The following is a 22,102-nucleotide window of genomic DNA, read 5'->3' on the forward strand; positions in this document are numbered from 1 at the left end:
CGGAAGAAGCCGGTCTGGGCAGGGACTTTGTGGATAAGATCGCCGACGAAACGGTGGGTGTCACCGGCGAGGAAATCCTGCCCTTCCTGGAGGAGAAGGGTCACCCGGCCCTGACCATGCCGCCGTTGCTCTAACTTGTTGGCCCACCTGAATTGCGGAACGAACCGATGAGCATAATTCAGAGGACACCTGTGTACCAGGTGTCCTCTGGATATGTCTAATTATGACCTGAGAAAGGAGAAAAGGAGAATGGGTTTAACAGGTTTGGAGATTTTCAAGCAACTTCCCAAAACCAACTGCAAAGATTGTGGTCATCCCACCTGCCTGGCTTTTGCCATGGCCATGGCCGCCGGCAAGGCCGGATTGGACCAGTGCCCCCATGTCAGTGACGCAGCCAAGGAAGCCCTGGGCGCTGCTTCTGCTCCACCGGTGGCCCTGGTGAAAATCGGCACCGGGGAAAAGGAAGTGGTGCTGGGCAATGAAACCGTTCTCTTCCGTCATGACAAGCGCTTTGAACATCCCACGGGCATTGCCATCTCCGTTTGTGATACCCAGAACGCGGAAGATATTGCCGCCAAGATTGCCCAGATCAATAAACTGGTTTTCGACCGGGTCGGCCAGATTCACCAGGTAAACCTGGTGGCCGTTTGCAACTGTTCCGGAGAGGCGGACAAATTTGCCGCTGCCGTCAAGATAGCCGTGGAAAATACCGGATACCCGCTGGTATTGATCTCCGAAGATGCCGGGGCCATGGAAAAGGCGCTGGAAATCGCCGGCGCAAAGAAACCCCTCATCTGCGGCGCCAATGCAACCAACTATGAAGCCATGACCGCCCTGGCCAAAAAATATGACGCTCCGCTGGTGGTGAAGGGAGCGGACCTCAATGATCTGGCCGCAGTGTCGGAAAAAGTAATGGCCCTGGGGTACAAGCAATTAATCCTGGATTCGGGCGCCCGGGAAGCAAACAGGGTGCTGGCCGACCAGACCCAGATCCGCCGCCAGGCTTTAAAACGTTTCCGTCCCTTCGGTTATCCGACCATTACCTTTGTCACCAACGAAGATCCCGTGCAGGCCGTGGTGGACGCCAGCGTTTACATTGCCAAATATGCCGGTATTGTAGTGCTGGATACGGCAGACCCGGCGGACATCCTGCCGCTGATCACCCTGCGCCTGAACATTTACACCGACCCGCAAAAACCCATTGCCGTGGAATCCAAGATATACGAAATCGGCAATCCCGGACCCGATGCACCGGTCTACATCACCACCAACTTCTCCCTGACCTACTTCTGTGTGGCCGGGGACGTGGAAGCCAGCCGGGTGCCCGGATACATCCTGCCCGTGGACACCGACGGCATCTCCGTGCTCACCGGTTGGGCGGCCGGGAAATTTACGCCCGAAAAGATCACCGAAATGCTGCAAAACAGCGGTATCGCCGACAAGGTGTCCCACCGCAAGGTAATTATCCCCGGCGGCGTGGCCGTGTTGAGCGGTAAACTGCAGGAACTGTCAGGCTGGGAGGTTATGGTGGGGCCGCGGGAATCGGCAGGCATCCCCTCTTTCTTAAAGCAGCGCTGGAACGCGTAAGGAATTTCCCGGCTCCCATTGCGGCGGATATACCTGTAAAGAACATCGAACTGCCCTGAAGCTCGTTGGCGTGGGGCCTGCCCGGGAAATTCCCTGACCGGATACAGGAAAAGATATATTAACAAATGCAGAAAGGAAGTGGTATTGATGGCCTTTACCATTGCCATTGCCGGCAAGGGGGGAACGGGTAAAACCACGCTGGCAGCACTGATTATCAGACAACTGATCCGGAGCGGAAAGGGCCCCGTCCTGGCCGTAGACGCCGATGCCAACGCCAACCTGAACGAAGCCCTGGGTATCGAAGTGGAGGACACCATCGCCGAACTGATGGCCCGGGTGAACAACAACCTGGAACCATTGCCGGCCGGAATGACCAAGGACCAGTACGTGGCCTTCAGGGTACACCAGTCCCTGGCCGAAGGAGACGATGTGGACCTGCTGGTCATGGGCGGCCCGGAGGGACCGGGGTGCTACTGTTATGTCAATAATCTGGTGCGGGGTTTTATGCAGGAGTTGAGCCAGAATTATCCTTACGTGGTTATGGATAATGAGGCGGGTCTGGAGCACTTGAGCCGGCGCACCACCCAGAATGTGGATGTCCTGTTTGTCAGCAGTGACGCCAGCGCCCGGGGTATCCGTTCAGCCGGCCGGGTAAAGGAACTGGTGGAATCCCTGGCCCTGGAGATTAAAAAATTATACCTGGTGGTAACCAGGGTGAACAATGATTCTATCGCCGCGCTGCAGGATGAGATTCAGCGCACCGGTCTGGAGCTTATCGGCACCATCCCCAACGACCAGCAGGTGTTTGAATATGACCTGCGCGGTAAACCGCTGGTGGAGCTACCCGACGATTCCCCGGTGATAAGTGCTGTGACGGAAATCCTGCGCCGGGCCCATATACTGTGAGATACCGTTTTATCTACCAACAGAAAGGAGCGTCAATCATGGCCGTTACCATAGCCAAAGAAAGATGGACCAGCAAGGTGGCGGAAGTGGTTCTCGGCACCGAACCCAACGCCGTAAAAATCGGAGGCGAGAGCACCCTGCCCTTCCTGCATTTCGAAGGGGAAATGAACAACTACCCCAAGGTGGCCCTGGAAGTTTGGGATATGGAACCCACCGAATGGCCGGAAATGCTTACCAGGGCCTATGCCGGTGTACTTAACGACCCGGTGGCCTGGGCCAAAAAGTGCGTGGAATACGGCGCTGATATGGTTTGCCTGACCCTGGTCAGCGCCCACCCGGACAACAAAGACACCAGCCCCGAAGAATGCGCCCGGGTGGCCAAAGCGGTGGCCGATGCAGTGAACGTACCCCTGATCGTTCTCGGCTGCGGGGTAGAGGAAAAAGATGCCCAGGTACTGGAAAAGGTAGCCGAGGCCCTCTCCGGAAGAAACCTCCTGCTGGGCCTGGCCACAGCGGAAAACTATAAAACCATTACTGCCGCCTGCATGGTCCATGGTCATAATATCATTGCCTCCACTCCTCTGGACATCAACCTGGAAAAGCAATTAAACATCCTGATTATGGAAATGAACCTGGCGGCCGACCGGATAGTCATCGACCCCTCCGTAGGCGCCCTGGGTTATGGTATTGAATATGCCTACTCCATTATGGAACGCACCCGCATTGGCGCCCTGACCGGCGACAAGATGCTGGCCATGCCGGTAATCTGCATTTTAGGACAGGAAGTATGGAAAACCAAGGAAGCCAAAAACACCACCGAAGAAGCGCCCGAATGGGGCAACCAGGAGCGCCGGGCCATCCTGTGGGAAGTGGTCAGTGCCGCCGCCTTCGCCCAGGCGGGGGGTTCCCTGTTCGTCCTGCGTCACCCGGAATCATTGAAGCAATTCCGGGCACACATTGAAAAAATGATGCGGCCGGTCACCTATTAAAAAACAATAAATATAGAAGGAGGCGCAAGAAAAATGATCCTTATTGGCGAGCGGATCAACGGCATGTTCAAGGATATCCGGGAAGCAATCCTGAACAAGGACCCGGAACCCATCCGGTACTGGGCCAGGCGCCAGTATGAAAACTGCGCCGCTTATCTGGACATCAATACCGGCCCCACCGTAGAACCCAAGGACCAACCGGCCGTAATGGAATGGCTGGTTAAAATAGCCCAGGAAACGGTACCCCTGCCCTGCTGCATCGACTCCACCAACCCGGAAGCCATTGAAGCCGGTCTGGCGGTGCATAAAGGCAAAGCCATGATTAACTCCACCAGTGCCGACCAGTGGAAAATGGACATATACTTCCCCATGGCCAAAAAATATAATGCGGCAATCATCGGTCTGGCCATGAATGAAAAGGGCGTGCCCAAAAGCGCCGCCGACCGGGCGGCCCTGGCCATGGAACTGGTGGTCAACGCCGACGCCCACGGCATTCCCATGGAAGACCTGTATATCGACCCCCTGATGCTGCCCTGCAATGTGGCCCAGGATCACGGACTGGAAGTGCTGGAGGCCCTGCGCCAGATTAAAATGCTGGCCGATCCGGCACCACGGACCACCATGGGCCTGAGCAACGCTTCCCAGCGCTGCACCAACCGCCACCTGATCAACCGGACCTTTCTGATCATGTCCATGGCCGTAGGCCTGGATTCCGCCATTGCCGATTTGGAAGATCAGGAGTTGCTGGATGCCGTGGCTGCCGCCAACATTCTCCTGAATAAGGATATTTACTGCGACTCTTTCTTAAAGACATTCAGACAGCGGTAAAATATACCCGCCTTCGAGGGGGAAAGCGGCTGGGGGAAAGCCGTTTTCCCCCCGGTTTGTCGAAAAAATATTTTTAGGGCCAATGGCAGGATTTATCCGGCCATTGGGAGAATTATATTGAAATGAACACTAAAATACGGCCGGTTCATCCCAATACCTGCGCCGCATGTATGGATCGTACCGTAAAACAACAGTTGTAACCTGTTTTTATTTTGTTCTCTTCCGGGAGGGGATAAAGTGCCGAGGATTGGCGTCTACATTTGCCATTGTGGCGAGAATATCGCCGGCGCTGTAAATGTCGAAGAGGTCAGAGCATACGCCGAAAAGCTTCCAGGGGTGGCGCTGGCCCGGAACTATCTTTTCATGTGTTCGGATCCAGGCCAGGAGTTAATCAAGCAGGACATCAGGAATGGCCTGATTGACCGGGTGGTGGTGGCGGCCTGCACTCCGCGCACCCACGAACCCATCTTCCGCAAGGCAGTGGAAGACGGAGGCCTGAACAAATATCTCCTGGAAATGGCCAACATTCGTGACCAGGATAGCTGGCCCCACTGGCACGACAAGGAGGGCGCCACCGAAAAAGCAAAGAAATTGATTGCCAGTGCCGTGGCCAAGGCCGCTTACCTGGAGCCACTGGAGGACAGGTTTGTGGAGGTTACACCGGCGTCACTGGTAATTGGCGGTGGCGTTTCCGGTATGTTTGCCGCGCTGGATCTGGCCAATATGGGTTATAAGGTTTACCTGGTGGAAAAAAACCCGTCCGTTGGGGGCAATATGGCCAAGCTGGATAAAACTTTCCCCACCAACGACTGTTCGGCCTGTATCCTGACCCCCATCATGGTACAGGTGGGCACCCATCCCAATATTGAACTGCTGACCTATTCCGAAGTGGAATCGGTTGAGGGCTCCATCGGCAACTTCAAAGTGAAGGTCAGAAAGAAACAAACGTACATCGACTGGGATAAATGCACCGGGTGTGGCGATTGCGTGAATGCCTGCCCGGCCAAAGTACCCAATGACTTCAACGAAGGCATGAATAACCGTAAGGCCATTTATATCGAGTTTCCCCAGGCGGTACCCAAACGGGCGGTGGTGGATATGGAGCATTGCCTTAGCTGCGCCAAGCGCACCATCGGTACCCGGCCGCGGGTCCACTCCAAGACAGGCGAGCCCATTCTCGCCCCCTGTGAGAAAGCGTGCAAAACCGGTGCCTGTGACCGTTCAAGGGAATATAACCCGGAAGGGGAAATCGTGGAACTAAACGTGGGCACCATTATTGTGGCGGCCGGTTACAAGGTGATGGACAAAGCTCCGTTCAAAGAGTATTCGCCCCAGTCGCCCAACGTGATTACAGCCATGCAACTGGAGCGCATTTTATCGGCCACCGGTCCCACGGAAGGTCATTTTCACCGCCCCTCGGACGGAGAAAAGCCCAAAACCATTGCCTTCATCTCCTGTGTGGGCAGCCGGGATAAAAGATACCATACCTATTGTTCCAAAGTATGCTGCATGTACATGCTCAAGGAAGCCCGGTTGATCAAAGAGAAATATCCGGATACCAAAATTTATATCTTCTTTATTGATGTGCGCACCGCTGGTAAGGACTTCGAAGAATACTACAACTACTGCCGGGATCTGGGCATCAAGATGCTGCGCGGCCGTGTGGGTGCGGTGGACGAGTTGCCGGGTGACCGGCTGAGGGTGCGGGCCTATGATGTCGACCTGGGCGCCCCTGTGGAACTGGAGGCCGATATGGTGGTTCTGGCCACGGCCATCGAGCCCGCCCCGGGTCTGGAAGAACTTGGCCGGAAGCTGGGTATCACCTGTGGCAGCGAAGGGTTCTTGAAAGAGATGCACACCAAGCTCTATCCGGTGGAAACACCGGTGAAAGGCATATACATCGCCGGGTGTGCCCAGGGACCCAAGGACATTCCCGAATCGGTATCCCAGGCCCGGGCTGCTTCTTCAGCGGCGGCAGTACCTCTCACCTTCGGCAAGGTAGTGGTAGACCCGTTAACTTCTGAAGTAAACCAGAGGAAGTGCTCCGGCTGCGGCACCTGCGTGCAGCTGTGCCCGTACTCGGCCATCAAGCTGGTGGAGGATAGGGGAGGAAGGTTACGGTCCAAAATTGACGAGGCCCTGTGTGCCGGCTGCGGCGCATGCGCGGCGGCCTGTCCGTCAGGGGTTATTACACTGCACGGATTTACCAATGCACAGATCCATGCTCAGATTAAAGCTCTAGCCTGCTAAAGTTCGGGGGTGATAGGCGTGTCTGACATTGAAGCGGTAACGGGTGTTGTCAATCTTTCTGAAGGCGACCCCGGTTTAGTTGACGAGATAAAAGAACTGGGCGGCGAGGAACTGCTGGAGTGCATCCAGTGTGCCAAATGCGCCGCTGCCTGTCCCATGGTGCTGGCTGGTTTTTCTTTTTTTAACAAGCGGGTCATCCACGCCATTCTTCTGGGATTGCGCGACCCGCTGCTGGACGATTCATCCATCTGGGCCTGCCAATCCTGTAATCGCTGCACCGAAGTATGTCCCCGGGAGGTTAACCCCTTCGAAATCATCCAGGCCATGCGGCGGGTGGCCATAAGGGAGTTCGCCCTGCCCACCCTTTCCATTGAAGGCCTCAAGTCCCTTTACGACACCGGCCATGCCGTTTATCTGGCCGGGGCCGGCAACACGCGGGCCAAAGTTGGTCTACCGGAAAAGCCGTACTCCACTGTGGCCAACCCGAAAGCTTTGAAAGAACTGCAGGCAATTATACGGCAAACGGCCCTGGCCGACCTGGGAATCATCCCCATGGACGAGTCAGACGTAACAGATACTTGCGAGGTGTAGCCAATGAAGGTAGGTTTTTTTGTGGGCTGCAACACGGCGTTCAACAGGCCTGATCTGGAACAGGCGGTACGGTATGCTTTTCCGGCACTGGGGGTTGAACTGGACAACCTGGAAGGACAGTCCTGTTGCCCCAGCTGGGGGACGATGCCCTCCGTGGACGTGGTGGGCTGGTGCGCCGTATCAGCCAGAAACCATACCATTGCCGAGGATAAGGGCCTGGACATAGTCACCGTATGCGGCAGCTGTTACGGCAGCCTGGCCGAAGCGAAATACAAAATGGATAACGACCCCATAATAAAGGCCAGTGTCAACGAGATGCTGAAGAAAATCGGCAGGGAATACAAAGGGACCAGCCAGGTCAGGCTCGCCTTCTATTATCTTTATCATGAGCTGGGGCCCGACCGGATCAAGGAGGCGCTCAAACATAAACTGGACGGCCTGACCGTGGCCCTGCAGCCCGGTTGCCATACCCTCTGGCCCAGCAAGGTTTATTACGACAAAGAAGAAGACCCCTTCCATCCCAGGGTGTTGAAAGAAATGTGTGAGGCCCTGGGTGCTACGGTGGGTCATTATACCCGCTTGATCGACTGCTGCGGTATGGGGGCCATGCGCAGCACCGACATGGAAAAAGCCTTTAAGCTTGTTCAGAAAAAGCTTGTTTCTATGAAAGAAGAGGTCAATCCCGACCTGATTGTCACCGGCTGCAGTTCCTGCTTGATCCAGTTTGATACGGCCCAGGAACACCTGCGTAGCGGCAAGAAAATTAACTTCGAGATTCCCGTCCTTCACTACATGCAGGTCCTGGCCCTGTGCCTGGGGGCCGATCCGGAAAAGGTTGCCGGTCTGGCCAAAACCAATGTGGAGCCCGTAGTCAACAGGATTCTGGCAGGATGATCAACAGCCTTTCCTTAAGGTGTGAAAGGAGTGAAAACCTGTAATGCAGGCCAAATTTGAACCAAAAATCACAGCCTTTCTTTGTAACTGGTGCAGTTATGCCGGGGCCGACCTGGCCGGGTCCCTGCGGTTCCAGTATCCCCCCAATGTAAAAATCATCAGGGTGCCCTGTTCGGGAAGGGTTAATCCCATGTTTATACTAAAAGCACTCTTTGCCGGTTCTGACGGCGTACTGGTGGGTGGGTGACATCCCGGAGACTGCCACTATGTTAGTGGCAATTATAACGCTGAACGGCGCGCCAAAGTCACCCAGCGGCTTTTAGATACACTGGGAATCGAGCCCCAGCGATTCCGGTTGACCTGGGTTTCTGCATCGGAAGGAGCCAAATTTGCCGAGACCATAACCGATTTCACCAATCAATTGAGGGAATTGGGTCCAAACCCCCTGGGGTGCAACGAACCGACAACCAAAAAACATACGGTTCCCATGATCGGGTAGAGCGGGGTGTTGATAAAAGTGCAAGAATTAACTAAGGCCATCCAGGAAACAGCCAGTAGGCTTTTGCAAGATAAAGAAGTGGAGCTGGTGGTGGGTTTTGCTGCCGGGAGTCTTCCTTTGCGCAACACCCCATGCTTTGTCCGCCGGCCGGAGGATGTACAAAGGCTGGTCTGGGGATACGGTTGCGAAAACAACCTGGCCAACTACCTGCGCTTAAGGCCGGAAAAGCTGGCCGTGGTGGCCAAGGGTTGCGACAGCCGCTCCATAGTGGAATTGATTAAAGAAAACCAGATTAACCGCGAAAAACTGGTGATTATTGGGGTACCCTGCCAGGGTATGATTGACCGGCAAAAAGTAGCCCGCCTGCTGGCCGGAAGGGAATTGCTGGAGGCAGAAGTCAAAGACGGTCAGGTGGAATTAAGGGGAAAGGGCTTCAGCGAAACCGTTCCCTGTGCACAACTGCTTCACGAATCATGTAAAACCTGCCGGCACCCCAACCCGGTATTGTTTGATATAATGCTGGGTGAGCCGGTGGTGGCAGGGGAAGACGAGAACGCCGGCGATACGGCGGATTATGAAGCAAAGACACCGGAGGAAAAGCGGGCCTATCTCAACCAGGAATTATCCCGTTGCATTCGCTGTTATGCCTGCCGACAGGCCTGCCCCATGTGCTTCTGTGAAGAATGTTTTGCCGATTGCACCCTGCCCCGGTGGCTGAGCAAGTCGTCCCTGAATGCGCAGGACAACCTCTTCTTTCAGGCCGTACGGGCACTGCACCTGGCCGGACGCTGTGTGGACTGCGGCGCCTGTGACCGGGCCTGCCCCATGGGTATTGATTTGCGCCACTTAACCCACAAAATGGTGCAGGATGTAGAGGATATTTTCGGTTATACCGCCGGAATGAGCCTGGAGGAAAAGGCCCCGCTGGCTGCGCCAGTGGGCTCATCGACCCTCAATCATTCTTAGTCAGGGAGGGAAGTGAAAGCGGTGTTGGTTTTAAATAAAGACCAGGTAACCAGCTGGTTAAACAAACTAATGCAGGATTACCAGGTATTTGCCCCGGTCAAGGAAGCCGACTATTTCAGCTTCAAACAAATCGACTCCGGTGACCAGGCAACCCTGGAGTACCGTAACTCCAAGACCCCTCCAAAAGAGGTTCTTTTCCCGCGTTCGGAAAATCTGTTTTGCTATCATTGTGAAAAGAATGGCGTACAATTAACTGAACAAATCGATGAAAGCAAAAAAGTTATTGTGGGCTTAAGGCCCTGCGATGCCCAAAGCCTTCTCCTGCTGGACAAGGCCTTTAGCAACGATAAATACCAGGACCCTTACTACCTGACCAGGAGAAATAATACCCTGCTGGTAGGCCTGGGGTGCAACGAACCGGCAACCACCTGTTTTTGCACTTCCCTGGGCGGGGGTCCCTTTTCCACCGGCGGCCTGGATCTTTTACTGGTGGATACGGGTAACCAGTACGTGGTGGAGGTGCTGACTGAGCGGGGCCAGGAGCTGCTTTCCGGAATGGAGTTGCCCACCGCTACCCGGGAAGCACAGGAAGCAGCCCGAATGGTGAAAGAAGGGGCCACCCTCTCTACCCAGCTTGATCTGACAGGCTTAAAGTCCAGGCTGGATGTGAACTTCTATGACCCCATCTGGGACCAGATCCATGAGAAGTGTCTGGGGTGCGCTGCCTGCACTTACAGTTGCCCCACCTGTCACTGCTTTGACATCGTGGACGAAGTGGAGGGAAAGGACGGCTGCCGGGTACGCCATTGGGACGCCTGCATGTTTCCCCTCTTTACCCTGCACGGGTCCGGTCATAACCCGCGCCCCACGGGTAAGGAACGGTTCCGCCAACGGGTCATGCATAAATTCAAATACTTCATGGATAATTTCAACGCCATCGCCTGCGTGGGCTGCGGTAGGTGCATTATAAACTGCCCTGTTAATCTGGACATTAGGGAAGTATTGACGGAAATCCAGGGTGCGGAAGCGAGGTCGGATAAATGATGAAAAATCCTTATCTACCGCTGCCAATGAAGCTGGTAAAAAATTTCATCGAAACCGATGATCAGCTGATTCACACTTTTACCCTGGAATTCTTAAATGAAGCGGATGAGAAGTCGTTCCAATACACTCCCGGCCAGTTTGCCGAGGTAGCGGTGTTCGGTGTGGGAGAAGCCCCCTTCGGCATCGCTTCATCACCCACGGAGCCGGGACACCTGAAATTTTCGGTGGCTAAAGTGGGGGTGGTAACCTCGGCCCTTCACCAGCTCGCCGAAGGTACTATCGTGGGCGTGCGGGGACCATTGGGCAACAGTTTCCCCCTGGATGACTTCAAGGGCAAAAACCTGGTGATTATCGGTGGTGGATTTGCCTTCACCACCCTGCGGGCACTGACCACCTATATCCTGCACCCGGACCACCGGGGGGATTACGGCAATCTGACGGTAATCTACGGCGCCCGTAACCCCGGCCTTTTGCTCTACAAAGATGAACTGTCCCAGTGGGAAAAGCGCCCGGACATTAATCTGGTTACCACCATAGACCAGCCGGTGGAGGGCTGGAACGGCCGGGTGGGCTTTGTACCGGCGGTAACCAAAGAGGTGGCTCCCAGCGCGGAAAATGCCTACGCGGTGATCTGCGGACCGCCGGTGATGATTAAATTTACCATGCCGGTGCTGGAAGAACTGGGCTTTTCGCCGGAACGGATTATCATGTCTTTGGAAAACCGCATGAAATGCGGCATCGGCATGTGCGGCCGCTGCAACGTGGGGAACAAATATGTCTGTAAAGACGGCCCTGTCTTCACCCGGGCGGAACTTAACCAGTTACCCAACGAATATTAACCCTCAAGGACAGCCCCTGTTCACGCCGGTGATTACCATTCCGGCGTGAACAAAAGGGGTTGTTGCGTACCGGGTTACCCGGGCCGGTAAAGGATGCCCCATGGGGGAAGGAAGTTTTATTCCATGAATACCATCGCCGTTTCGGCACTGGAACCCGCCTTCCGGGACGAACTGGCAGAAAAGCCCCAAAAATATGATTTTGCCAGATGACCGAGCCGGGTATTCTGGCATAAGCAAGGACCTGCCCGCCGGCAATTTTTCAGTGATACCGGGTGGCAGGATATGGAACTGTCACTTTTCTTGAAAGGACGGATGTGATGCCTGATGAGCACTGAAAAAACTGGGGCGGTACTGGTGGTAGGAGCAGGCATTGCCGGCATCCAGGCTTCATTGGACCTGGCCGAATCCGGTTATTACGTTTACCTGGTGGAAGGTTCTCCAGCCATCGGCGGCACCATGCCCATGCTGGACAAAACCTTTCCCACCAACGACTGCTCCATGTGTATTCTATCCCCCAAACTGGTAGAATGTGGACGTCACTTAAATATTAAGACCTACACACTGGCCGATGTGGAGAATGTGGAAGGAGAGCCGGGCAATTTTACCGTAACCATACGGCAACGCCCCCGTTATGTAGACATAAACAAATGTAAGGGCTGCGGCGACTGCGCCGAGGCCTGCCCCATCGACGTTCCCTCGGAATTCAATCAGGGGATTGGGGAACGCAAAGCCATTTTCAAGCCCTATGCCCAGGCTTTCCCCAATGCCTATGTCATTGACAAGGAAAACTGCATTGAGTGCGGCTCCTGTGAAGAAGCCTGCCAGGCCGGGGCCATCGACCACTCCATGGAAGAGGAAACCATAGAGCTGAAAGTGGGGGCCATTGTTCTGTGCCCGGGCTTTGAAAGATTTGACCCGTCGGAACTGGCCTATTACGGCTATGGCAGATTTCCCAACGTTTTAACCAGTCTGGAATTTGAGCGGATCTTAAGCGCCTCCGGTCCCTTCCAGGGCCACCTGGTGAGACCCTCCGACAACAGGGAACCCCGGCGCATCGCCTGGATCCAGTGCGTTGGTTCCAGAAACTGCCGTATTGAACACGGATATTGCTCATCGGTATGCTGCATGTACGCCATCAAAGAAGCGGTCATTGCCAAAGAACACAGCAAGGAACCCCTGGAAACGACCATTTTCTACATGGACATGCGCACCTATGGCAAGGGGTTCGAAAAATATTACAACCGGGCCAAAGACGAACAGGGCGTCCGGTTCGTCCGCTCCAGGGTATATAATATCGAAGAAATTGATGATGAGAATAAAAATTTACGCATCCGTTATGCCCGGGAAGATGGTTCCATCTGCGTGGAGGAGTTCGACCTGGTGGTGCTCTCCGTGGGCATGGAGCCCTCCGGGAGCGCCGTGGAACTGGCCGGAAAACTGGGCCTGGAATTGAATAAATACGGCTTCGCCGATTCGGCCGCTCTCACCGGAGTGGGTACCAGCAAACCGGGTATTTTCGTGGCCGGCGCCTTTTCCGGTCCCAAGGATATCCCCGAAACGGTCATGCAGGCCAGTGCCGCCGCCGGCGCCTCGGCCGGTCTCCTGGCGGAAGCCCGGGGCACCATGGTGCAGGAGAAGGAGTTCCCGCCGGAAAAAGATGTCAGCGGGGAACCACCGCGTATTGGTGTCTTTGTCTGCCACTGCGGGGTAAACATAGGCAGTGTGGTGGATGTGCCGGCAGTGGTGGAAATGGCCAAAGGGCTGCCCAACGTGGTCTATGCCGGTGAATACCTGTATGTCTGCTCCCAGGACAGCCAGGCCACCATGCGCCAGATAATTGAAGAAAACAACCTGAACCGGGTTGTGGTGGCTTCCTGCAGCCCCCGTACCCACAAGCCCCTCTTCCAGGAAACCACACGGGAAGCGGGGTTAAACCGGGCGCTGTTTGAAATGGCCAATATCCGGGACCAGTGTTCCTGGGTGCACATGCATGAGCCGGAAAAGGCTACGGAAAAGGCCAAAGACCTGGTGAAAATGGCCGTGGCCAAGGCTGCCCTGCTGGAGCCCATCCCACAGGTAACCGCCGGAGTTACCAAGTCAGGTCTGATCATTGGCGGCGGCCCCTCGGGTATGACCAGCGCCCTTTCCCTGGCCGAACAGGGTTATAAAGTACACCTGGTGGAAAAGAGCGACCAGCTGGGCGGTACGGCCAGGCGGATCAAGGAAGGCATGAAGGGGGAAGATGTTCCCGCCTTCCTGCAGGACCTGACAGCCCGGGTGGAAGCCCATCCCCAAATCCAGGTCTACAGGGGAACCGAAGTAAAAGCTGTGGCCGGTTATGTGGGCAACTTTGTGACCACCCTCTCCGACGGCCGGGAAATACAGCACGGTGTGGCCATTATCGCCACCGGCGCCGAAGAATACCGGCCCACAGAATATCTTTACGGAGAAAGCGACCGGGTATTCAGCCTTTTGGAACTGGAAGAAGCAATGGCCTCGGATGATCCCCGCGTGGCCGGGGCAAAGACCGTTGTGTTCATTCAGTGCGTGGGTTCCCGGGAACCGGAACGGCCCTATTGCAGCCGGATATGCTGCACCAAGTCGATTAAACTGGCTTTAAAATTCAAGGAAAGGAACCCGCAGGCCAATGTATTTGTGCTCTACCGGGATATCCGCACCTACGGTTTCCTGGAAGACTACTACCAGGAAGCCCGGCGTAAGGGGATCATTTTCATCCGTTATAATGTGGAGAACAAGCCGCTGGTGGAAAAAGAGGGCGATGCTCTCAAGGTCACCGTCACCGATCACGTGCTGGGCGTACCGGTGATCATCGACGCCGACCTGATCGGCCTGGCGGCGGCCATCGTGGCCCCGGAAAGCAACCGCCAGTTAAGCCAGTTCTTCAAGGTGCCATTGAATGAGGACGGTTTCTTCCTGGAGGCGCACATGAAGTTACGGCCGGTGGACTTCGCTTCCGAGGGCATTTTCCTGGCCGGTGTAGCCCATGGGCCCAAAAATCTGGAAGAAAATATCGCCCAGGCCCGGGCGGCGGCAGGCCGGGCAGGCACCATCCTGGCCAAGGACAGCCTGGAATCCCACGGGGTGGTGGCCGTGGTGCAGCAGGACAAGTGTGCGGCCTGCCTGACCTGTGTGCGGCTTTGCGCTTATAACGCACCGCGCATCAGAAACTACGCCGCGGAAATTGAACCCCTCCTCTGCCAGGGTTGCGGCACCTGTGCCGGTGAATGTCCCAACAAGGCCATCACCCTGCAGGGTTACAAGGACAAAATGCAAATGGCCAAGGCCGATGCTTTATTCTAGGGAGGTGTAGCTGACGTGGGAGATTTTGAGCCAAAAATCATTGCCTTTTGCTGCCATTACTGAGCCTACTCGGCAGCGGACCTGGCAGGTTCGATGCGACTGCAGTATTCTCCCAACATTAGAATAGTGGAGATGCCCTGCTCGGGCACCATTGATCACCGGGTGCTCCTGCAGGCCTTTGAAGACGGTGCCGACGGGGTATTTGTGGCCGGTTGCATGGAAGGGGACTGCCACTTCCAGAAGGGCAACTACCGGGCCAAAAAACGGGTCAAGGCAGTGAAAAAACTGCTGGATGAAATTGGTCTGGGAGGGGAGCGGCTGGAAATGTATAACCTTTCGGCGGCCATGGGTGGTCGTTTCGCGGAAATTGCCAACGAAATGACCGAACGCATCCGCCAGTTGGGGCCCAGCCCTCTCAGAAAAAATAATGGAGAGGCAATGGAGAAAGAAGGTGACTGCGCATGATCATAGCCCAGCAAAAACCCATTAAAGAGATTGCCGGAATGATTGCCGGCTGTAAAAAGGTGCTTCTGGCCGGTTGCGCCGGCTGCGTCACCGTATGTCTGTCCGGCGGGGAAAAGGAAACGGAAATCCTGGCCTCCAGCCTGCGTATCATGCGCCGGCTGGAGGGCAACCCCCTGGAAACGGTTACGGCCGTACCCACCCGCCAGTGTGACCCTGAATATATTGCCACCCTGGATAACCTGGTGGCCGACGTGGATGCGGTTGTCTCCCTGGCCTGCGGTGTGGGAGTGCAGTATATTGCCGAACGTTATCCGGATAAATGGGTGGTGCCGGCACTGAACACCAGCTTCATCGGTGGTTCCGTCCAGCACGGCGTCTGGGAAGAGCGCTGCGGCCTGTGCGGAGATTGCGTCCTGCACCGTACCGGTGGCATCTGTCCCATCATCCGGTGCTCCAAGAGCATCTTAAACGGCCCCTGCGGCGGTTCCCAGTACGGCAAATGCGAAGTCAGTAAAGACGTGGACTGCGCCTGGCAGTTAATCTATGACCGCATGAAGGCCCTGGGCAAACTGGATAAGTTAATGGAAATACAGCCGCCAAAGGACTGGTCCAGGGCCCGGCATGGCGGGCCCCGCAAGGCCATCAGGGAGGATGTGATCATAGAGTGAAAACCGAAAGCAAACTGGAAAAACTGCTGGAAAGAGGCGAATTCGTGGTCACGGCCGAAATCGGCCCGCCCAAGCATGCCTCCGCTGAAGGCATTCGTCATCATGCCCACATGTTAAAGGATTACGTGGACGCCACCAATATCACCGACTGCCAGACGGCGGTGGTCCGGTTGTCCAGCATTGCCTCGGCCGTACACATCCTGGACTGCGGCATTGAGCCCATTGTCCAGATGACCTGCCGGGACAGGAACCGCATCGCCATCCAGAGTGATCTGCTGGGCGCCTACAGCCTGGGCATGCGTAACCTGCTGTGCCTTTCCGGTGACCACCAGAAGTTCGGCAGTGAGCCCACGGCCAAAAACGTCTATGATATTGACTCCATTCATTTAATTTATCTGATGCGCCGCATGCGCGATGAAAAGCTCTTCTTCTCCGGCGAACCCATCAAGGACCATGAGCCCCGCTTTTTCATCGGCGCGGTGGCCAACCCATTCGCCGACCCCTTTGAATACCGGGTGGACCGGTTGGAGAAAAAGGTAGAGGCGGGGGCGGAATTCATCCAAACCCAGTGTATTTACGATATGGAACGATTCGAGCGCTTTATGGAAATGGTCCGGGAGAGGGGCATACACGAAAGGGTGCATATTCTGGCCGGCGTGACCCCGCTGAAAAGCTGGCGGGCGGCCAAATACCTGCAGACCAGTGTTTCGGGGATGATTGTTCCCGATGAAATCGTGGAACGGCTGAAAAAGGCTGAAGACCCCAAGAAAGAAGGGGTGGAGATCTGTATCGAGCAGATCAAGCACATACGCAATATTCCCGGCATCCACGGCGTGCACATCATGGCCATCGCCTGGGAAGAAGTGGTGCCCGAAATTGTGGAACGTTCCGGCCTTTATCCCCGTCCGAAAGTAGAGTAAACCGCTTACCCCCGCTCTTGCGAGCGGGGGTAAGTCTTTTAAAGAAGCCGGGGATGCTTTTCGCTGAATCCAGGCGAGGTGTTACAGGGCCTACAACCCCTGCCGGGCCACATACAGGGCGGTATCCACCACCCGGTTGGAATAACCCCACTCATTGTCATACCAGGATACCACCTTGGCCAGGATACCGTCAATGACCATGGTGGACAGACCATCTATAATGGATGAATGGGGATTGCCGTTGAAGTCCCGGGAAACCAGGGGCACTTCACAAAAGTCCAGGATACCCTTTAATTCCCCCCGAGCAGCTTCCTTTAATACGGCGTTAATTTCTTCCTTACTGGTGGGCCTGGCCAGTTCGGCCACCAGATCCACCACCGATACATTGGGAGTGGGCACGCGCATGGCCATGCCGTTTAATTTACCCTTCAACTCGGGTAACACCAGGGCCACCGCCTTGGCCGCGCCGGTGGTGGTGGGAATGATGGACAGGGCGGCGGCCCGGGCGCGACGCAGGTCCTTATGGGGCAAATCCAGGATCTGCTGGTCGTTGGTATAGGAATGGACGGTGGTCATCAATCCCCGGACAATGCCAAACCGGTTGTGCAACACCTTGGCAAAGGGGGCCAGGCAGTTGGTGGTACAGGAAGCGCAGGAAATTACATGATGTTCCGCGGGGTTGTATTTGTCCTGGTTCACTCCCATGACTATGGTGATATCTTCATTTTTCGCCGGTGCGCTGATCAGCACCTTTTTAGCTCCGGCCGTCAGGTGTTTGGCCGCGTCTTCCCGGGCTGTAAAACGGCCGGTGGACTCCACCACAATCTCCACTCCCAGTTCTGCCCAGGGCAGCCGGGCCGGATCCTTTTCAGCCAGGACCCTTACTTTTTTGCCCTCCACCATAAAGCCATCATCTACCGCCACCACCTCCCCGGCAAAGGGGCCGTGGACGGAGTCGTATCTTAGCAAATGGGCCAGCGTTTTTGCGTCGGTCAGGTCGTTCACCGCCACCACTTCTAATTCGGGATGGTTGAGAGCTGCCCGGTAAAAATTGCGTCCGATGCGTCCAAAACCGTTAATACCCACTTTAACGGCCATTTTATCACTCCTTTAATGAATCCTTTTCCCTCGTATTTTCCCCTTCCATCCTCATCCCCATACGGGAGCCCCTGGGAAATGCTCCTGGCTGAAATAGCAGGTTTTAACAAATATCACTACCAGAAGATAATAACATAATATGCCCGCCAGGTGCAAGGGTTAAACCAAAATCAGAAATATTAAAACACTATCTTACCAGATAATTAAAAGTAATATTTTACTCCTTTTGTTTATCCGCAAAGGAGGATAAAGCATAACAAAAAGCGAATATTGATTTATGTGAAATATAATTGCGTTTTTAATAATATACACTTTTAAGGGGGTTTGCTTCATGATTTTAACCACCACTCAAAGTATTGAAGGGAAAAAAATTTTATCTTACCTGGGTATTGTCACCGGCGAAGCAATCATGGGAGCCAACCTGGTGCGGGACCTCTTTGCCACCATCACCGACATTGTGGGCGGACGCTCGGGTGCCTACGAAACCAAACTGGCCCAGGCCAGGCAGATCGCCCTGGAGGAAATGACAGCCCAGGCCCGGCATCTGGGAGCCAACGCGGTGGTGGGCATTGACCTGGACTACGAAGTGGTCCGGGAAGGGATGCTCATGGTCACTGCCAGCGGGACGGCTGTACAGGTTGAATGAGGGAAAATCCGTCAAACCCGGAGACAATATTTATCAACCGATTACGGACCATTTGAGCTATCGAAAACAGTCTCAACTAATCACCGGTCACCTTGCCTGAAAACGTTAGGGGTGGCGTTCGTCTTCAGGATGGAGCTGGTAAAAAAAATACGTGTGTGCAACTGCCAGTTGTGCTAAAATATTAGTAAAAGATAAGCCCCTCCCGGCAAACAGTCACGGAAAAAGGAGTGGTTTTATGCCCCGCAATGTTTTGCTGGTAATAGACATGCTCAAAGATTTCATCGAACCCGACGGCGCCCTCTACTGCGGAGAAAAGGCGAAGGAAATCGTACCCTTCGTGGTGGAGAAGGTGCGGGAATTTATGGCCAAAGATGAGCCGGTAATTTTCATCATGGATGCTCACGACCCGGAAGATCTGGAATTCAACCGGTTTCCGGTTCATTGCGTCTACGGTTCTCCGGGGGCGCAGCTGATCGATGAACTGGCGGAACTGGTGGCCGAATACCCCTTTGCCATAAAAGTGCCCAAAACCCGTTTCAGCGGATTTTTCCGCACCGGCCTGAAAAAAATCCTGGAGGACCTGGAGCCGGAGACGGTACATGTGGTGGGGGTGTGCACCAATATCTGCGTTCTCTATACTGTGGAAGAACTGCGCAACCGGGATTACCGTACCATAGTCCACACCAGGGGTGTAACCAGCTTTGATCCGGAAGCCCATCGCTGGGCATTGCGGCAAATGGAAACTGTACTGGGGGCAGAGATGGCTTAAATGAACGCATATTATATGGACTATCATGTCCACCCCAACTATTCCATAGATGCCGAAAATTACAGCATCATGGATTACAGCCGGCGGGCCGTATCCATGGGTTTAAAGGAAATTTGTTTTACCACCCACCTGGAGGTGGATCCGGTGCGCCGTCACCGGGACTGGTTCGTCCGGGTGAAGGGAGAACTCCACCCCATGGAGGATACCCGCTGGCTGGACCATTATTTCCGGGAAATAGACGAAGCCAGAAGGCAAATGGGTAGACAGGGGCTGATCATTAAGGCCGGACTGGAAGTGGGATATGAGCGGGGATGCGAAGAGGCCATTGCCCGGGTGATCACCAGTTTTCCCTTTGACTTTATTCTGGGTTCCATCCATTGCCTGGAGCATCAGGCCATTTCTTCCCGCGAAGAAAGCCGGCTTTATTTTCCCAACCGCACTGTAGAAGAGGTGTGCCAGGAATATTTTCAAATCATGCTGGAAGCGGTGCAAACGGGACTTTTTGACTGCATCGCCCATCTGGATCTTTACCGCCGTCATGGGGACCGCTTTTTGGGAACTGCTTTGAAAAACGCCCACCGGGGGCGGGTGGAACCGGTTTTTACCGAAATGGCCAGGCGCAATATGGGCCTGGAAATAAATACCTCCAGCCTGCGCCAGGGATTGCCGGAATTTCATCCCGCCCGGAACATCCTTTTGACGGCCCGGGAACTGGGGGTACGTATATTTACCGTCGGTTCCGATGCCCACCGCCCGGACCAGCTGGGTGCATATATCGACCAGGCCATGGCCCTGCTAAAAGATCTGGATCTGCCTGTATATACCTTTAGCGCCCGGAAACCTTCCCTTGTCCGCGGGCAAAACAGAATGTCTGCGGCAGGCTGATTAGAATAGACCTGGACAAATTCCTTCCCCTGCCATAAAATATTCACAAGACCGCAGGGAGGAATATCACATGACCGTCATCACCGGCAGAACGGTAAAAAGATACCGGGAAGGAAACATTACCGCAGCCTTTGGCGCCGACCTGTTGTTACACGGCAGTACCGCCATCCCCAATCTTTTACTTCGTTTTTACCGTCAAATGGAATTGACCGATGAGGAAATGATGCTCATTATCCAGTTGCTACGCCTGCGCAATGAAGAAAGGAACCTTTTGCCATCTGTTACCACCCTATCCCAATGTACTTCCCAGGAAGCGAGGCAGGTAGAGCAAAACCTTTCCCGTCTTTTGGAAAAGGAACTGCTGGATATCACCCAGTATTACGATGAAACGGCGGATCAGGTAATCAACGGCTATGATTTTGAACCGCTTTTTGAGAAACTTTCAGAGATCTGGGCCTGCCAAAGGGTAAAGGAAATTGAGCGCACCCGCAGCTTGCTTGAAAAAAGGGCACCGGATATAACCCGGAACGATTTTGACTTTGCTTTAGTGGTGAAGGCTTTTGAACAGGAATTTGGGCGGCCCATATCCCCCATAGAAGCGGAACAGATACGCCACTGGACCGGTCAGGTGGATACCACCCTGGTACTGGAAGCACTGCGCCGGGCGGTGTTGATGGGCAAACATAATTTTAAATATATCGATAGCATTCTTCTGGAATGGAAAAAGAATAACCTGCGCACCCTGGAGGAAGTCAGCGCCTACGATGAACAGTTTAAAAAACGACGAAAGGGCAAACACTCCGGGGCGAACGGCGAACCGGAAACAGATCAACGCCGGAAGGCGCTTTTGAAAACCCTTTATCTTAGTTAATCAGAAAGGATGCCTGACCTGTGAAGCCCTGCAAACTATGCCAGGACCGGGGGGTAATCATCAGTAACCAGGTGGCCGTACCCTGTTCCTGCAACCGGCAAAGGGCATTGTTTAACCGGTTTAAAAATGCCGGTTTACCCGACGGGTTAAGGGAGTGTACCTTTGAGCGGTTTGATTTTCGTTTTTATTCCAAACAACTGGTCGATCCGGTACATAAAACCACCTATTATGACCTGGCCCGTCGTGCTTTCCGGGCAGCGGAAAACTTCGTCCGGCAGTTTGTCCAGGACCCACATATAGACGGCCTTTTGATCAGCGGTCCGGTGGGAAGCGGCAAAACATTTCTGGCTGCCTGCATGGCCAACGCCCTGCTTCAGGAGGAAGTTCCCCTGCTATTTATGGTGGTTCCCGACCTGCTGGACCAGCTACGGGCCACCTATAACCAGGACCGCCAGCCGGCGGGCTATACGGAAAAGGATCTTATGGATGCGGCCCGGGAGGTGTCCCTGTTGATCCTGGACGACCTGGGCGCCCATAATTATACAGAATGGACGAAAAACAGGCTTTATTCCATTCTGAATTACCGGCTTAATTACCGCCTGCCGGTGATTATTACCACCAACCTCAGTCTGGAGAAACTGGACGAATATCTGGGGGAAAGAACCACTTCTCGCATTTGCCAGATGTGCTGGCCCTGCCATTTAGCCGTGGTTGACGATATTCGGATGGTCCGGCGCAAAGAAAGGCTACAGGAAAAATAAAACTACATAACCGGGACAGGTCCCATAAGAGGGATAATAGGGAAGTCCGGAGGGAGCACTGAAAAAGCCCGGTGCCCCCAACCGGCGCGGTCCCGCCACTGTATACGGGGAGGAACCCGCAGGGCCACTGGCCCCAGCACTCACTGGTGAGCTGTTACACCGGACGGTATACCTGATAAGCAATGAAAACGCGACTCATGATTTAACCGGTGCCACCGGGAGTGCCGGGCTGGGAAGGTGCGGGATTCCGAAGATCCGGGAGCCAGGAGACCTGCCTGCCCCGCAGGCCGGATACCGGTGGAAGG

General features: G+C 54.7%; 22 protein-coding genes and 1 riboswitch. Of the genes, 21 read left to right on the top strand and 1 reads right to left on the bottom strand.

The genetic code is table 11. The annotated features are described in order from the left end of the window. The 16 genes from GFC01_RS19415 to GFC01_RS12670 all read left to right on the top strand — a co-directional run. Positions 1-134: hypothetical protein (locus GFC01_RS19415; RefSeq protein ID WP_243137560.1), on the top strand; the 134-nt coding region annotated here is incomplete at its 5' end. A gap of 115 nt (positions 135-249) precedes the next feature. Then, positions 250-1,587 carry an acetyl-CoA decarbonylase/synthase complex subunit gamma gene (acsC, locus tag GFC01_RS12600; RefSeq protein WP_152947474.1) on the top strand — a complete coding sequence of 446 codons (1,338 nt, stop codon included), beginning with the start codon at positions 250-252 and terminating at the stop codon, positions 1,585-1,587. A gap of 147 nt (positions 1,588-1,734) precedes the next feature. Then, positions 1,735-2,493, top strand: a complete 759-nt coding sequence (locus GFC01_RS12605; protein WP_152947475.1) for an ATP-binding protein — start codon at positions 1,735-1,737, stop codon at positions 2,491-2,493. 38 nt (positions 2,494-2,531) lie between these two features. Next, positions 2,532-3,482 (top strand): acetyl-CoA decarbonylase/synthase complex subunit delta, encoded by a 951-nt coding sequence (locus GFC01_RS12610; RefSeq protein ID WP_152947476.1) that lies wholly within the window; start codon positions 2,532-2,534, stop codon positions 3,480-3,482. 33 nt (positions 3,483-3,515) lie between these two features. After that, positions 3,516-4,310: a methyltetrahydrofolate cobalamin methyltransferase gene (locus GFC01_RS12615; protein ID WP_152947477.1), complete on the top strand. Its 795-nt coding sequence runs from the start codon at positions 3,516-3,518 to the stop codon at positions 4,308-4,310. A gap of 237 nt (positions 4,311-4,547) precedes the next feature. Further along, the gene (locus tag GFC01_RS12620; protein ID WP_341473954.1) at positions 4,548-6,560 is read left to right on the top strand and encodes a 4Fe-4S binding protein; all 2,013 of its coding nucleotides are present in this window, start codon (positions 4,548-4,550) and stop codon (positions 6,558-6,560) included. Between the two features lie 18 nt (positions 6,561-6,578). Further along, a complete protein-coding gene (locus GFC01_RS12625; RefSeq protein ID WP_341473955.1) occupies positions 6,579-7,151 on the top strand; it encodes a 4Fe-4S dicluster domain-containing protein in 573 nt (190 codons plus the stop codon). 3 nt (positions 7,152-7,154) lie between these two features. Further along, positions 7,155-8,045, top strand: coding sequence for a CoB--CoM heterodisulfide reductase iron-sulfur subunit B family protein (locus GFC01_RS12630; RefSeq protein ID WP_152947479.1), 891 nt, complete (start codon positions 7,155-7,157; stop codon positions 8,043-8,045). A gap of 43 nt (positions 8,046-8,088) precedes the next feature. Next, a complete protein-coding gene (locus GFC01_RS12635) occupies positions 8,089-8,544 on the top strand; it encodes a hydrogenase iron-sulfur subunit (protein WP_152947480.1) in 456 nt (151 codons plus the stop codon). A gap of 18 nt (positions 8,545-8,562) precedes the next feature. Beyond that, the gene (locus GFC01_RS12640; RefSeq protein WP_341473956.1) at positions 8,563-9,510 is read left to right on the top strand and encodes a 4Fe-4S dicluster domain-containing protein; all 948 of its coding nucleotides are present in this window, start codon (positions 8,563-8,565) and stop codon (positions 9,508-9,510) included. Between the two features lie 12 nt (positions 9,511-9,522). Then, complete coding sequence (locus tag GFC01_RS12645) at positions 9,523-10,554, top strand: 4Fe-4S dicluster domain-containing protein (protein ID WP_341473957.1); 1,032 nt, start codon at positions 9,523-9,525, stop codon at positions 10,552-10,554. Then, complete coding sequence (locus GFC01_RS12650) at positions 10,554-11,393, top strand: FAD/NAD(P)-binding protein (RefSeq protein ID WP_152947504.1); 840 nt, start codon at positions 10,554-10,556, stop codon at positions 11,391-11,393. The genes GFC01_RS12645 and GFC01_RS12650 overlap by 1 nt, the downstream gene beginning before the upstream one ends. Positions 11,394-11,717: 324 nt before the next feature. Next, positions 11,718-14,714 (top strand): CoB--CoM heterodisulfide reductase iron-sulfur subunit A family protein, encoded by a 2,997-nt coding sequence (locus GFC01_RS12655; RefSeq protein WP_152947482.1) that lies wholly within the window; start codon positions 11,718-11,720, stop codon positions 14,712-14,714. 15 nt (positions 14,715-14,729) lie between these two features. After that, positions 14,730-15,179 (top strand): hydrogenase iron-sulfur subunit, encoded by a 450-nt coding sequence (locus tag GFC01_RS12660; RefSeq protein WP_341473958.1) that lies wholly within the window; start codon positions 14,730-14,732, stop codon positions 15,177-15,179. Beyond that, positions 15,176-15,847, top strand: a complete 672-nt coding sequence (locus GFC01_RS12665; protein ID WP_152947483.1) for a methylenetetrahydrofolate reductase C-terminal domain-containing protein — start codon at positions 15,176-15,178, stop codon at positions 15,845-15,847. The genes GFC01_RS12660 and GFC01_RS12665 overlap by 4 nt, the downstream gene beginning before the upstream one ends. Next, positions 15,844-16,767: a methylenetetrahydrofolate reductase gene (locus GFC01_RS12670; protein WP_341473959.1), complete on the top strand. Its 924-nt coding sequence runs from the start codon at positions 15,844-15,846 to the stop codon at positions 16,765-16,767. The genes GFC01_RS12665 and GFC01_RS12670 overlap by 4 nt, the downstream gene beginning before the upstream one ends. 90 nt (positions 16,768-16,857) lie before the next feature. Here GFC01_RS12670 and gap read toward each other — a convergent pair whose 3' ends face one another. Further along, entirely contained in the window at positions 16,858-17,865 is a 1,008-nt protein-coding gene (gap, locus tag GFC01_RS12675; RefSeq protein WP_152947484.1) for a type I glyceraldehyde-3-phosphate dehydrogenase, read from the bottom strand. Between the two features lie 331 nt (positions 17,866-18,196). On the opposite strand from gap, the gene GFC01_RS12680 reads away from it, so the two are divergent. The 5 genes from GFC01_RS12680 to GFC01_RS12700 all read left to right on the top strand — a co-directional run bounded on the left by GFC01_RS12680 (position 18,197) and on the right by GFC01_RS12700 (position 21,797). Next, on the top strand, positions 18,197-18,511 hold the full coding sequence (locus tag GFC01_RS12680) for a heavy metal-binding domain-containing protein (RefSeq protein WP_152947485.1): 315 nt from the start codon (positions 18,197-18,199) through the stop codon (positions 18,509-18,511). 235 nt (positions 18,512-18,746) lie between these two features. Further along, positions 18,747-19,280: a cysteine hydrolase family protein gene (locus tag GFC01_RS12685; RefSeq protein WP_152947486.1), complete on the top strand. Its 534-nt coding sequence runs from the start codon at positions 18,747-18,749 to the stop codon at positions 19,278-19,280. Further along, on the top strand, positions 19,281-20,165 hold the full coding sequence (locus GFC01_RS12690; protein ID WP_243137559.1) for a histidinol-phosphatase: 885 nt from the start codon (positions 19,281-19,283) through the stop codon (positions 20,163-20,165). A 70-nt stretch (positions 20,166-20,235) separates the two neighbouring features. Continuing rightward, entirely contained in the window at positions 20,236-21,036 is an 801-nt protein-coding gene (locus tag GFC01_RS12695) for a DnaD domain protein (RefSeq protein WP_152947487.1), read from the top strand. 20 nt (positions 21,037-21,056) lie between these two features. After that, on the top strand, positions 21,057-21,797 hold the full coding sequence (locus tag GFC01_RS12700; RefSeq protein WP_341473960.1) for an ATP-binding protein: 741 nt from the start codon (positions 21,057-21,059) through the stop codon (positions 21,795-21,797). After that, a riboswitch (cobalamin riboswitch) is annotated at positions 21,798-22,090 on the top strand. Positions 22,091-22,102: the final 12 nt, after the last annotated feature.

Origin of the sequence: Desulfofundulus thermobenzoicus, from assembly GCF_009428905.1 — a bacterium.
In the GTDB taxonomy this organism is placed as follows: Bacteria; Bacillota; Desulfotomaculia; order Desulfotomaculales; family Desulfovirgulaceae; genus Desulfofundulus_A; species Desulfofundulus_A thermobenzoicus.

Excerpts from the sequence above, each read along its gene's own strand:
- acsC (WP_152947474.1), top strand. The coding sequence starts at position 250 with ATGGGTTTAACAGGTTTGGAGATTTTCAAGCAACTTCCCAAAACCAAC.
- GFC01_RS12655 (WP_152947482.1), top strand. The coding sequence starts at position 11,718 with ATGAGCACTGAAAAAACTGGGGCGGTACTGGTGGTAGGAGCAGGCATT.
- GFC01_RS12615 (WP_152947477.1), top strand. The coding sequence starts at position 3,516 with ATGATCCTTATTGGCGAGCGGATCAACGGCATGTTCAAGGATATCCGG.
- GFC01_RS12665 (WP_152947483.1), top strand. The coding sequence starts at position 15,176 with ATGATCATAGCCCAGCAAAAACCCATTAAAGAGATTGCCGGAATGATT.
- GFC01_RS12695 (WP_152947487.1), top strand. The coding sequence starts at position 20,236 with ATGACCGTCATCACCGGCAGAACGGTAAAAAGATACCGGGAAGGAAAC.
- GFC01_RS12610 (WP_152947476.1), top strand. The coding sequence starts at position 2,532 with ATGGCCGTTACCATAGCCAAAGAAAGATGGACCAGCAAGGTGGCGGAA.
- GFC01_RS12690 (WP_243137559.1), top strand. The coding sequence starts at position 19,281 with ATGAACGCATATTATATGGACTATCATGTCCACCCCAACTATTCCATA.
- GFC01_RS12630 (WP_152947479.1), top strand. The coding sequence starts at position 7,155 with ATGAAGGTAGGTTTTTTTGTGGGCTGCAACACGGCGTTCAACAGGCCT.
- GFC01_RS12605 (WP_152947475.1), top strand. The coding sequence starts at position 1,735 with ATGGCCTTTACCATTGCCATTGCCGGCAAGGGGGGAACGGGTAAAACC.
- gap (WP_152947484.1), bottom strand. The coding sequence starts at position 17,865 with ATGGCCGTTAAAGTGGGTATTAACGGTTTTGGACGCATCGGACGCAAT.
- GFC01_RS12650 (WP_152947504.1), top strand. The coding sequence starts at position 10,554 with ATGAAAAATCCTTATCTACCGCTGCCAATGAAGCTGGTAAAAAATTTC.
- GFC01_RS12685 (WP_152947486.1), top strand. The coding sequence starts at position 18,747 with ATGCCCCGCAATGTTTTGCTGGTAATAGACATGCTCAAAGATTTCATC.
- GFC01_RS12680 (WP_152947485.1), top strand. The coding sequence starts at position 18,197 with ATGATTTTAACCACCACTCAAAGTATTGAAGGGAAAAAAATTTTATCT.